The organism is Myxococcus eversor (assembly GCF_010894455.1).
Classification (GTDB): domain Bacteria; phylum Myxococcota; class Myxococcia; order Myxococcales; family Myxococcaceae; genus Myxococcus; species Myxococcus eversor.
Map to the genome: position 1 here is coordinate 428,458 of NZ_JAAIXY010000008.1, position 12,003 is coordinate 440,460.

At 68.1% G+C, this 12,003-nt stretch carries 12 protein-coding genes; 8 read left to right on the plus strand and 4 right to left on the minus strand.

Annotated elements, in window-relative coordinates; genetic code table 11:
• Positions 1–180 precede the first annotated feature (180 nt).
• The 3 genes from G4D83_RS19165 to G4D83_RS19175 all read right to left on the minus strand — a co-directional run bounded on the left by G4D83_RS19165 (position 181) and on the right by G4D83_RS19175 (position 5,146).
• Positions 181–2,613, minus strand: a complete 2,433-nt coding sequence (locus G4D83_RS19165) for an ABC transporter permease (protein WP_163866212.1) — start codon at positions 2,611–2,613, stop codon at positions 181–183.
• A 150-nt stretch (positions 2,614–2,763) separates the two neighbouring features.
• Positions 2,764–4,449, minus strand: coding sequence for a metallophosphoesterase (locus tag G4D83_RS19170; RefSeq protein WP_240356428.1), 1,686 nt, complete (start codon positions 4,447–4,449; stop codon positions 2,764–2,766).
• 157 nt (positions 4,450–4,606) lie between these two features.
• Entirely contained in the window at positions 4,607–5,146 is a 540-nt protein-coding gene (locus tag G4D83_RS19175) for a cupin domain-containing protein (RefSeq protein WP_205522658.1), read from the minus strand.
• A 98-nt stretch (positions 5,147–5,244) separates the two neighbouring features.
• Between G4D83_RS19175 and G4D83_RS19180 the strand changes: the two genes are divergently transcribed.
• Both G4D83_RS19180 and G4D83_RS19185 read left to right on the plus strand, forming a co-directional pair.
• Positions 5,245–5,706, plus strand: a complete 462-nt coding sequence (locus G4D83_RS19180) for an acyl-CoA thioesterase (RefSeq protein WP_176434203.1) — start codon at positions 5,245–5,247, stop codon at positions 5,704–5,706.
• A complete protein-coding gene (locus G4D83_RS19185; protein ID WP_163866215.1) occupies positions 5,703–6,473 on the plus strand; it encodes a class I SAM-dependent methyltransferase in 771 nt (256 codons plus the stop codon). Before G4D83_RS19180 ends, G4D83_RS19185 begins: the two co-directional genes overlap by 4 nt.
• 3 nt (positions 6,474–6,476) lie before the next feature.
• Here the strand turns inward: G4D83_RS19185 and G4D83_RS19190 are convergent, their stop codons facing one another.
• Complete coding sequence (locus G4D83_RS19190) at positions 6,477–7,679, minus strand: hypothetical protein (protein WP_205522659.1); 1,203 nt, start codon at positions 7,677–7,679, stop codon at positions 6,477–6,479.
• A gap of 264 nt (positions 7,680–7,943) precedes the next feature.
• On the opposite strand from G4D83_RS19190, the gene G4D83_RS19195 reads away from it, so the two are divergent.
• The 6 genes from G4D83_RS19195 to G4D83_RS19220 all read left to right on the plus strand — a co-directional run bounded on the left by G4D83_RS19195 (position 7,944) and on the right by G4D83_RS19220 (position 11,888).
• Positions 7,944–8,429 carry a hypothetical protein gene (locus G4D83_RS19195; RefSeq protein WP_163866217.1) on the plus strand — a complete coding sequence of 162 codons (486 nt, stop codon included), beginning with the start codon at positions 7,944–7,946 and terminating at the stop codon, positions 8,427–8,429.
• Between the two features lie 199 nt (positions 8,430–8,628).
• Positions 8,629–9,036 (plus strand): Mpo1-like protein, encoded by a 408-nt coding sequence (locus G4D83_RS19200; RefSeq protein ID WP_163866218.1) that lies wholly within the window; start codon positions 8,629–8,631, stop codon positions 9,034–9,036.
• Positions 9,037–9,228: 192 nt separating this feature from the next.
• Positions 9,229–9,951 carry a YebC/PmpR family DNA-binding transcriptional regulator gene (locus G4D83_RS19205; protein WP_163866219.1) on the plus strand — a complete coding sequence of 241 codons (723 nt, stop codon included), beginning with the start codon at positions 9,229–9,231 and terminating at the stop codon, positions 9,949–9,951.
• 241 nt (positions 9,952–10,192) lie between these two features.
• Positions 10,193–10,636, plus strand: coding sequence for a hypothetical protein (locus tag G4D83_RS19210; RefSeq protein WP_163866220.1), 444 nt, complete (start codon positions 10,193–10,195; stop codon positions 10,634–10,636).
• Positions 10,637–10,740: 104 nt separating this feature from the next.
• Complete coding sequence (locus G4D83_RS19215; protein ID WP_163866221.1) at positions 10,741–11,205, plus strand: hypothetical protein; 465 nt, start codon at positions 10,741–10,743, stop codon at positions 11,203–11,205.
• Positions 11,202–11,888: a type VI immunity family protein gene (locus G4D83_RS19220; RefSeq protein ID WP_240356418.1), complete on the plus strand. Its 687-nt coding sequence runs from the start codon at positions 11,202–11,204 to the stop codon at positions 11,886–11,888. The genes G4D83_RS19215 and G4D83_RS19220 overlap by 4 nt, the downstream gene beginning before the upstream one ends.
• Positions 11,889–12,003: the final 115 nt, after the last annotated feature.

Consider the following 12,003-nt stretch of genomic DNA (forward strand, 5'->3'; position numbering starts at 1 on the left):
AGTTGCACCGCATTCGTTGAGCCGCAACAAGAAGAAATGTGACGTTCCCCGAAACGAAGCGCATCGCCTCCTCCTTCGAAGAGTTGCTAACCCGCGCCCTTCGCAGTGGCGGTCGTGCGTACTGGCTGGGCGGATGGCGTTCGCCCACTCCCGACGTGGGAGTGGGCGAGCGTCAGGCCCTCAGTCCGCGGACATCGCCACGCCAGGTGACACCTTCGACGCCTTGCGCGCGGGCAGCCAGCTGGCCAGCACCACCACGGTGAGCAGGAGCACGGGCACCGCCAGGAAGGTCAGCGGGTCCGTCGCGCTCACGTCGTACAACATCCCCTCCAACACCTGGGACAAGGCCAGCGCCAGCAGCAAGCCCACGCCCAATCCCAGCGCGCACATCCGCAGCGCCTGCCTCATCACCAGCCGCACCACGTCCGACGGCATCGCTCCCAATGCCAGCCGGATGCCCAGCTCCCGCTTGCGCTGCGCCACGCTGTACGCCATCAACCCGTAGATACCCAGCGAGGCCAGCGCCACCGCCGACGCCGCGAAGGCCAGGAACAACACCCGCTGGAAGTTCCGGTTCGCCACCGAGCGGTCCAGGTTCGCCTCCAGCGTCGTCGGCTTGCGCATCGACAATTGCGAGTCCAACTGCAGCAGCTCCGCTTTCGCCGCCGCCGCCACGGTCTCCATCGGCAGCTTGCTGCGCACCATCAGCGTCGTCGCCGGCCACGGCGTCTGCCCCAGCGGCGCATAGAGCTCCGGCTCCGCCGGACTGTCCAGCGCCCGCCCCCTCATGTCCGCCACCACCCCCACCACCTCGCGCTCCACCTTGTCGCCATAACCAATCATGACCCGCTTGCCGAGCACCTCCTCCCCAGGGAAGAAGCGCCGCGCGAAGGACTCGTTCACCACCACCACCTGCGGCGACGTCAACGTGTCCCGCGTCGTGAAGTCCCGCCCCCGCTTCAATTGAATCCCCAGCGTCGCGAAGGCCCCGTCGCTCATCGCGCGATAGGCGGTGTCCCGCCGCTGCTCGCCCGGCGCCGTGGGCCGCTCAGGGATTTCCAACGTCAGGCTGATGCCTCCCCCCGTCACCACGCCCGGCGTCACGTGCGCCGCCGCCTCCACCCCCGCCTGCGCGCGCACCCGCTCCAACAAGCGCGCGTAGAACGACGCCATCGTCTCGCTCGTGTAGCGCGCCGCCGGAAGGTTGAACCGCATCAGCGTCACGTTCTCGGTCCGATAACCCGGGTCCACCGAGGCCAACCGCTGCGCGCTGCGCACCAACAACCCCGCGCCCACCAGCAACACCAACGCGAGCGCCACCTGCGTGGACACCAGCACCGCGCGCCAGCGCAACGCCGACTTGCTGGCGCTCGTGCCTCGCGTGCTCTGCAGCAGGCCACCCAGGCTCGCCCTCACCGCCGTGCCCAGCGGCGCCAGTCCACACAACAGCGTCACCGCCAACACCAACCCCGCCGTATAGGCGAGCGCCAGCCCATCCACGCGCACCGCCTGCACCTGCTGCACCGACTCCGGCAACACCGCGCTCAGCGCGTCCGTGCCCCACGTCCCCAACAACAACCCCAGCGCCCCACCCGAGACGGCCAGCAGCGCGCCCTCCGCCAACAGCTGCCGCGCCAGCGCGAGCTTCCCCGCCCCCAGCGCCGTGCGCACCGCGAACTCCTGCTGCCTCGCCAACGCCCGCGCGAGCAGGAGCTGCGCCACGTTCACGCAGGCGATGAGCAGCAGCAACGACACCGCCCCCAGGAGCAACAGCGCCGGACGCCGCGTGTCCAGCGACAGCCGGTCCTGAAGCCCCATCACCGTCACGCTGTTGCCTGGATTGCTGTCCGGATAAGCCTGCGACAACGCCGCCATCACCGAGCGCGCCTCCGCGTTCGCCTGCTCCGCCGTGGCCCCAGCCGCCAGCCGTCCCAGGCCCACCAGCATGTGCGTGCCTCGGCTGTCCCAGTTGTCACGGATGAAGTCCTGCGACGACAGGGACGCCCAGAGTCCCAGCGGCTCGTTGGAGCCCTCCTTCGGAAAGTCGAACCCCTCCGGCATCACTCCGACGACTTGATAGGAGTTGCCCTCCATCTCCACCATGCGCTCCAGGACGCGCGGGTCCGCCCCGAAGCGGCGCGTCCACAGCCCGTGCGAAATCACCACCGCGCGCGGACCGTTGAGCAGGAACTCCTCGTCGGTGAGCACCCGGCCGAGCAGGGGCTTCACCCCGACGATGCGGAAGAAGTCCTCCGAGATGCCGGCGCTCTCCACCCGCTCGGGCTCCAGGTTCGGCCCGGTGAGCGTGACGCCGTTGACGTCGAAGGCCGCGAAGCCGTCGAACGACTTCACCTTCTGCCGCAAATCCTCGGCGTCCAGCCGGGAGAGGGCCGAGTTCCGGCCCGCCTCATGCGAGTCCTGCCCCCACACCGACAGCAGCCTGTCCGCACCAGGGAGGGGAAGCGGGCGCAGCAGGAGCGCGCTCACCACGCTGAAGAGCATGGTGTTCGCGCCAATGCCGAGCGCCAGCGCCAGCACCGTCGCCAGCGTGAAGCCGGGGCTGCGACGCAGCGAGCGGGCGCCGTGGCGCAGGTCCTGAAGGAATGAAGGCATGCGCCTCCTCAAAGCCATTCGCGTGCCAACCCGGCGCCGCGACTCATGCGGGCGGAGTGACGACGTGCGTCGTCACGAGGGACTCGGCCACTGTGCGCTTGTGGGACGGCCGCGTTCGGAGGTGGCACGGCCGTCACCCGGGAAAACGGCCTAGACGCGGAGGGGCGGCTCGATGAGCGCGGGCGGCGTGGCCTTCGCGTCGTCCGGCTCGTACGCGGGCGCGTGAGGGCCCGCGTGGACCTGCTTCCACTTGCGCGGCACCCGCTCGATTCCGACCGGGTACACCGTGAGGTGTCCCTCCTCGTTGATGTGCAGGCGCACGAAGTTCTTCCAATCCGGCAGCGCCAGCGAGATGAACGCCTCGTTGGAGTGGGCCCCGAAGACATTCACGCTCAGCCACAGGTAGAGCCCCATGACGAACGGGCCGACGAGGAAGCCGCCCAGGAACGTCAGCCCCGAGGACATCAGGAACTTGCCCGCCAGGTGCGCCCAGCCCGCCGTGCAGTTGAGCCCGTCCGGGGTCAGGTCCGGGCAGATGCCCATTCCGCTCACCGCGACGTAGGTGCCTCCCCAGGCCACGAAGAAGGCCGTGAGGATGTGCGCGATTCCGTGCAGCCCTCCCGCCAGCCACCGCCACTTGCCGAACGCCGAGTCCGCCAGGCCGATGAGCCCGCCGATGGTGCCCAGGCCCAGCACCATCGTCCACGGACGACTCACCATGCTGTTGGCCACCGCCATGACGACGTCGCCGAGCTTGGACACGCCCAGCGAGCCCACCTCCGCGTAGGCCGCCAGCGCGAGCAGCAGGTACAGCGCGCCCGTCATCAGGCCGAACAGCGGGCTGTAGCGGATGAGGAACAGGTTCTTCCGCGCGAGCTTCTTCGACGTGCGCTCGTCCGGGAAGCTCTTCTCCAGCTTGTACCCGTCGCGCAGCACGTGGGCCTTGGGCGCGTGCGTGGGGTGCAGGAAGGCGCCGCCTCCGCCCGCCGTGATTTTCTGCCGGCCCGCCGCGTCCTCGTGGCGCCGGTAGTGGTGCAGGTCTCCCGCGAGGAACACGCTGATGCGCCGGCCGAGCACCTTCTCCTGGAGGTACTCCAGGTTGTTCTCCAGGTAGCTGCCCTTGCGCCGCTGCGTGGCCGCGAGAATCCACGCGGGCTCCGCGTTGCAGAGGATGACCCGGTCATCCGGGCCCATGCTCTCCGCCATCTGCCGGAAGTACTCCACCTGCGGCACGTCGATGTCGCTGTTGAGCTGCACGTCCGTGCCGATGAGCCACCAGCGATGTGGCAGCTTCAGCGCGAAGTAGCTGCGGCTCTGCCTTGTCCGCCGACCCGCGATCCACCGGTTCGCGCAGAACAGTCGCATGAAGGAGGACAGGCCGTCGTACCAGTCATGGTTGCCTGGGATGACGAACAGGTCCGGATTGGGCGCGACGGAGCGGCGCATGGCCGCCTCGTACGGCTGTATCAACCGCTCCTCGTATGTCTCGCGGCTGGCGCCGGGGTAGACGCCGTCGCCACCGGAGACGAGCACGCGTCCACGCTTCGTCTCGTGCTCGCCCGCCCTCGGCTGGCCGCGCACGGGCAGCTTCAGCTCCGGCAGGGCCAGGAGCCGCGCCACCGTGTACGTGGAGTCCCAGCCGTCGCCCGTGTCCGCGACGTAGTCGAGCCAGAAGTCTCCGTCGGGCAGCGTCTCCTGCGAGTAGTCGAAGTAGGGCTCCTGCGGACGCACCACCGCTTCGATGAGGCGATGGTCCGCGCGCGCGCCGAACACCGCCGCCACGAGCGCGTCCAGGCCCGTGCGCAGCAGTTGCGCCGGATGCAGCCAGCGCACCATGCCCGCGTGCTTCTGGGGCTTCGTCGCGGTGCCGCTCTCGGAGATGAGCGCTGTCTCGTTCCTCGACTCCACGAGGTGCGGACGCTCACCCGTCGTCAGCTTGTTGGACTGTTTCGCGGGAGCTTCGCTGTCCTTGCGCGCCGCCGCCCCGTCCCGCTCACTTGCCATGGGGCGTGGTCTCCCTCGGGCCTTGCGTGAAGCGCTGCTCGGGGCCCGGGCCGGCGTAGACCTGCACGGCCTTGAAGGGCGCGCCCGGCGTGATGACTCGCGCCGAGTGCTTCGCTCCCGCGGGGATGTAGACCGCGTCCCCCTTGCTCACGCGCAATGTCTGCCCCGACACCGTCATGTCCGCGGCGCCTTCCTCGATGTAGAGAATCTCGACGCTCGCGTCGTGCGTGTGCTCGGGGACTTCGCCTCCGGGCTGCAACTCCAGCAGCGTCAGCGAGGCGGCGGTGGCGCCCGTGCCCTCGTTGAGGAACAGCGTCGCGCGACCCTTGCCTCCCGCGATGATGTGACGCGGGGCCTCGGCGGCTGTGACGCGGTGGCGCACGGCGGTGGTGTCTTTCGATGTGTCGACAGGCGGACGGGGCGAGCTGGCACCGGGTGCTGGCTTCGGCGCGGGCTCGCGGGCCCAGGAGGGAGGAGCGATACCGAGCCCCATGAGGGCCAGCGCGGAAAGCAGGAGTCGTGGACTCATCGTGTTGCTGGATTATCACGGCCACGGCCCCTGACTGGAGAGCAGGCAGGCGGTGTTCTTCGTTCCCTCACGGCCTCGACTGGGGCACCCTGCCCGACATGGCGGATTTCACCCCCCGAGATTTCCCCGTGACCGTCCCCTTCACCCTCCACTGGAGTGAGATGGACGCGTTCGGCCACGCCAACAACGCCCGGACCTTCACGTGGTTCGAGTCGGCTCGCATCTCCTACCTGGTGCGTATCGGCATGACGGGCCCCTCGGGCTCTGGCGAGACGCGCGCCCCGGGCGGTATCGGCCCCATCCTCAAGGCCACCCAGGCCGAGTACGTGCGCCCCGTCGTCTTCCCGGCCCGGCTGGTGGCCTGTGCCCGCGTCTCCCGCATCGGCACGACGTCCGTCACGCTGGAGCACGCGGTGTTCGGCGAGGAGGACGGCGTGCTGTACACGAAGGGCATCGCCGTCATCGTCACCCTCAACTACCTCTCGAATGAAACAGTCCCCGTGCCCGCGCACCTGCGCGCCGCCATCGAGGCCGTGGAGGGACGGTCCTTCGCGACATGAGTGACTCCGTGCTGGGCTTCCACGAAGGGCTGGCCGAGGAGTATCACCTGCTCTTCGCCAACTGGGCCCAGTCGGTGGAGCGGCAGGGCGCCGCGCTGGATGCGCTGCTGCGCCGCTGCGGCGAGCCTCCTCCCCGGCGAGTGCTCGACTGCGCGTGTGGCATCGGCACCCAGGCCCTGGGGCTCGCGGGCCGGGGCTACATCGTCCACGCCACGGACTTGAGCCCGGCCGCCGTGGCCCGCGCGGAGCGCGAAGCGCGCACCCTGGGCGTCTCCATGACGACCGGCGTCGCCGACATGCGGAAGCTGGACACGCAGGTGTCAGGCACCTTCCAACTGGTGCTCGCCTTCGACAACGCCGTGCCGCACCTGCTCACCGACGAGGACCTGGATGCCGCCGCGCACGCCATGGCCTCCAAGCTGACGCCGGGCGGCATGCTGGCGCTGGGCGTGCGCGACTATGAATTGCTGATGGCGCAGCAGCCTCGCTTCACCTCGGAGCGCGTGCTCGATGCGCCCGAGGGACGACGGATTCTGTTCCAGGTCTGGGACTGGGCCGCCGACGGCCGCACGTACAAGGTGCACCAGTTCATCCTCCGTCCCGAGGGTGGAGGCTGGCAGGCGACGGAGCACACCGCCGTCTACCGCGCGCTCCAGCGCGTGGAGGTGGAGCGCGCGCTGACTCGCGCGGGGTTGATGGATACACGGTGGTACTCGTCCGACGAGACGGGCTTCCACCAGCCCATCCTCACCGCTCGCAGGCCGTGAGGTTCAGCCTCCGCCGCGCTTCACGTCCGCCGGGGCATTGGGGTGGCGCGCGAGCAGCATGCGGAGCTGCGGCTGACGGCGCACCGCTTCCTGCTTCAGCAGATGCGCGATGAGGGGCGGGGGCGCCGCGCTCCAGCGGGCGATGTTCTGGATGAGCATCGGTGAGCGGTAGGTGCGCCCGCACAACAGCGACGCCGTCTTGCCATCCACGGACATGCCGATGAGCGACGCGAGGGCTCGGCCTTCCGTGTTGAGGATGACCTCCACCTTCTCCTCGGCGGGGCCGGTGGTGAAGCGCTGACGAAAGACTTCTCGCGACGAGCGCCGCGTGGACTCCGGCACGTCGCGGTCGATGGTCACCTTGTACAGCTCCATCAACCGCCGCGTGCTCCACAGGCGACGGAAGAGTCCCGCTGGGAGCTGGGGATTGCGCACCAGCCACCGGCGCACGCCCGTGTCCGCCGTGAAGGCCGCGCGGCCACACAGCGCCTCCAGGCCCACGGGGTTGCGGTGGTTGCGAGCGATGAGCCGCGCGTGCGCGAGCCCCACGCGCGAGTTCTCCAGCACCGCCTTGATGACGGCGGGCAGCGGGTCGAAGCACAGCGCGGACAGCTCCGGGTCCTCGCACGCGCGCGCCAAGGCCACGCGGTGGTCTTCCGTCTGCGGATGCAGTCGCGTCTCGAAGAGCTGGCGGAAGTTGCCCAGGGCGACTTCGGGCTCGTCGTCCACGGCGGGCTCTTCGTCCGGGGACTCGACCGCGTCGGCTCCTGACTCCGAAGAGGTGTGCTCCTCCGCGTCCTGGGGCAGCAGATCGAGCATCGGCAGCTCTTCCTCCGGTGCCGACGAGGTGGCGGAGGCCGAGAGGGGCTCGTAGCCCGGGCTCACCGTGGAGGGCGAGGGGGCGACGCGGCCCGGTCCACCGACAGGGGAGGGGCTCGGAGACGCGGCGCCTGTCGTCGGGCTCGTTGCGACGGGATTCCTCGCGGCGGCGGGGGCCGGGCCCTGGGCTGCGGGGAGCAGCGCGCCTTGGGACAAGAGCCGCGTGAGGATGCCCTGGAGTCGCTCGGGAGGCAGACCCGTGAGGGCGGGGAGGTTCCTCGCCGCGGTCGCTCCGTCCAGCCGCGAGAGCACGAAGCCCTCTTCCGCGCTGAGCACCAGGGTGCGCAGGTCCACCTGGGGGTTCGGCTTGGGAATCCAATCCGTCATCAGCTCCGAGTCTCCCACGACCCGTGTACGAGGAGGAGTGGCCCTCGTTTCGAGATGCATGACGAGCGGAAAACTGTGGAGCGACGGCATGCACCATGGGCGATGAGGCTCGCGAGAAGCCGTCCCGAGAGGCCGCGAGCCCTTGCGCCAGAGGTACTGGTTTTCCGACTTTTTCTGGTGCTGTCCCTGGCGCTAGAACCCCGGGTGAAACGCCCGGACGTCCACGGCGGCATCCTCTGGTGGGCGGGGCACCAGGAGCACGACATGTCGAGATTCACGGGAGCGCTGTTCGTCGTCGCCGTCGTCGTCGCCGTCTTTCCACTGCGCGGACAGGCGGAGGAATGTCCCGAGATGCCGGACCCCACCATGTCCACCACGCTGGCGCTCTTCAAGACGATTCAAGAGGACCGGGCGAAGGTGTGCGCCGTCATCGGTGAGAAGCCGCTCCCGGAGCGCTTCCTCAAGGAGGCGTCGGCCTGCTTCGACAAGCACCTGATGCCGTGTGCCCGGTCGACGGCCAAGGGGTTCATGCCGCTCCTCGAGAAATGCATCCAGGGCAAGAACCTCTTCAGCGACACGGGCATGTGCTCGCGCTGGGACGAGGCGATGACGTGCATGGATACGGAGATCCGCGACAGGAGCAGCTCCGCGACGATGGCGATGATGAAGCACCTGGGCCTGGTCCAGAGCAAGACCAAGAAGTTCGAGGCGTGCTTCCGCACCGCCGCGCAGAAGGTGAAGAAGAAGTAGCCCCGGGCTCGGAGCTCGGAGCCTGGACGTCCCTGGCGGCCGGGAGGGGGCCCACCTGTCGGGAAATGCGCGCCAGGGGGCCCATGGGGCCGCTTGCCCGCTCGCTGGCCGTGCCCTCGGGGGCCATGAGGGCCCTGATTTCACGCTCAGACCTGGAGCGGGTTGACGGGATGCCCCTGCCTGGACACAACTTCACTCCATGCCCAAGCCCATCCAGACCTATGGCGAGTTCTGGCCGTTCTACTTGCGCGAGCACTCGCTGCCCGTGACTCGGCGGTTCCACTTCGTGGGCACCAGCCTGGGACTGGCCACGGGCGTGGCGGCCGTCGTCACCGGACGGGGGGCCCTGGTGCCCGCCGCCCTGGTCGCCGCCTACGGCTTCGCGTGGTTCAGCCACTTCTTCATCGAGCGCAACAAGCCCGCGAGCTTCAAGTACCCGCTCTGGTCCTTCATCTCCGACTTCCGCATGGCGGGGTTGATGGCGGTGGGCCAGCTCGACGCGCACATGGAGCGGGCCTTCGCCAACGGCGCGCAGGGGACGGGGGCCAACAGCCTCACGCCCGCGCAGCAGGCGCAGCCCCAGGCCTCCGCGCAGCAGGCGCGCTGAAGTCACTCGCGGGGCCCTGGGATGGGAATGGCGCGGTGGCCCCTTGAGGTCGTCGCCGCCCGTTCCGTTTCGTGGACCGAGCGCCAGCCAGGTCGCCGCCCCGCACACGAAGCGCGGGCGCCTCACCCGAGTTGCGCTAGATTGGTCGCATCGTTGTAACGCCCCCCTATTTCCAAAGAGCCGCTTCGACCCATGGGACGCATTTTCGAGACGCGCAAGGCCACGATGATGGCCCGCTGGAACAAGATGGCGAAGGTGTTCACGCGCATCAGCAAGGACATCGCCATCTCGGTGAAGTCCGGCGGGCCCAATCCGGACACCAACTCCACGCTGCGCCGGGTCCTCCAGAATGCCCGCGCGGCCAACATGCCGAAGGACAAGGTCGAGGCCGCCATCAAGCGCGCCAGCGGCCAGACGGCGACGCAGTACGAAATCGTCCTCTACGAGGGCTATGCGCCCCACGGCATCGCACTGCTGGTGGAGACGGCCACGGACAACGTGGTGCGCACCGTGGCGAACGTGCGCATGCGCTTCAACAAGTACTCCGGGAACATGGGCAACGCGGGCAGCGTGGCGTTCATGTTCAAGCGGATGGGTGTCTTCCGCCTGCACCCGGAGGGGCTCGACCAGGACGAGCTGGAGCTGGAGCTCATCGACCACGGGCTCCAGGAGTTGGGCGAGGGCACCGGCGAGAAGGGCGAGAAGCAGCTCATCATCCGCTGCGACTTCTCCGACTTCGGCAAGCTGCAGACGGCGATTGAGGCCAAGGGGCTGACGCCCATCTCCGCCGACTCCGAGTACATCGCGGAGAACCTCATCGAGCTGCCCGAGGACAAGGCCAACGAGGTCCTCGAGTTGGTGGACTCGCTGGAGCAGGACGACGACGTGCAGCGCGTCTTCCACAATCTGGGCTGAGTGGGTTTGGGGCCCGGGACGGTGTGGGCGCTCCTCGCGAGCGTCCCCGTTGCCGGGCCTTCGCTGTTCCCGCTCCAGCAATCCTTCCCAACACCCGTAGGTACCCGTGCTTGCTCCTTGGAACCCTCAGCTGAAGCGGGCACTCCTGCTCCTGGCCACGGCCTCGCTCATGGCTTGTGCTGGGGATGCACATCACGCGGCGTCCAAGGAGTTGCGGTTCGATACGGAGACGGCCGCACGTATGCGTCACGCTTCCGCGATGGCGCGGCAAGGCGCGCGTGCGCTCTCGACCTCGGCCACACACGCTTCATCCTCCACCCTTGCTGGGCTGGTTCCGTTCCTGGTGACGTTGCTGGGGCAGGACAACGCGGTGAACGAACTCGAGGAGCAACTTGTCGAATGTGCTCGTCAGGCCGAGCGCCTGGTGAACTTGGAGTTCTTCGGCAATCGGGCTCCGACCCGGCGGGAGTGTGGCGAGGAAGTGGAAGTGGATGGCTGCGGCGAACGCATCACCCGGGCCATGCTCCTGGGACAACGCAAGCATGCGCTGGCACTTCGATGCGCAAAGCAGGTGCTGGAGCAACTCTGGCCCGCGTCATTCAGCATCGAGCAGCGATACCGTTTCTATCCCCATGCTCGGTTTCTGGAGACCATCAGCAAGGATGTTGCCGAGCACGCTTGTTGATGGACGGGTGAGCCGGCTGGATGATGGACGCCGGAATCCCGAGTCGGTTCAAGGCCCTACGGCCGCCTGACGGCGGTGCCCTCCGGGCAGCCTTGAGCCGCCTCGTGCTCCGGCTCAAGCTGCAACCGTCGATTCCCCAAGGGGAATCGCCTCAAGAAGAGGCCATCATCGGCGGTGACACCCGGCCGAGCACGTTCGTGATGGACTCCAGTGGTTTCGCGCGCTTGCTGGAAGTGCCCATCAACGAGCCGGTCCGTGGAACGCCGTGGAACCATCAACAAGCGTGCTCGGCAACAAAGGAGGAGGAGGCGCGGCTCATCTCCCAAGGGTGTACTCGCGAGCTGTGGCGCACCATCAAGCCGGACCTCGTCCTGCATTCAGATTCGAACGTGTTGCACTCCGTGCTCACCTTGGACTTCAAGTTCCCTTGTCCCGACACGAACGAGCCCCGGTGGACGAGCTACGGGGAGAAGAGTGCCTACGCTGGTTTCAACCAGGGCAACATCTACCAAGATGCCCTGCGAGGAAATGTAGTCATGGTCTCTCCTCTGCGGGGCGTGGTTCCATGAGAGAAGCACTTCCGGTCATCCGGGTGACGAATGATTACGGGGACCTGAGCGTCCGCGAGGGGCTGGTCCTCTGCTTCTTCATGCGCCACTCGCATCGGGACGTGGCTGACGGAGTGTGGCGCGCGCTGGAGCACTATCGGCGTGCGATTCCTCTCCAGGCCTTGGGCTGGTATGGCGCGGACGACGGTGACACCCTGCCACTGGATGAGGCGGGCTGGGCGCACATCCGATATCAGATGGTCGAGCGCGCCTGGGGAGGCGCGTGGCTCGTCGACCTGTCCGAGTTCGAGAGTGGCGTGGGTGGCTACCACTTCGAGTACAACGGTCGGAAGCTCGATGACCCGCTCTTCGCCCATGATGACGGAGCCACGAGCGGCATCTGTTTCACCTTTCCCACCGAGTACCTCCTGTCACACGGCCCAGGTCACTTCCGTGCACGGGCCCTCGATATCGCGCGCGAGCTGCCATTCAGTTACGGCTATGCCAGCCTCGCGCTCAACTCCCGCCCGGGCGCCTGGTTCTCCGTGCGGCGGCAGCTTCTGGCCCCCCTGAATCGCTATCTCGGGCTGGACCTCTACCACATGGGAAATACGAGCAGGCACATTGGCACCAAGGCTCGTGGCGCCGTAACCGTTCACGGCGCAGGCCGGCGGAAAGGTGAACTGAGGTTACGTGCCGGGTAGCAGTGAGGGTGCGGGAGTGCCGTGGAGCTGAGCTTCGACGGAGGCGGTGAGATAGTCGAGCACGTTGCGCTCCTGCTTCCTGAGACTCATCACGGCGGTGAGGATGCGTGCGACG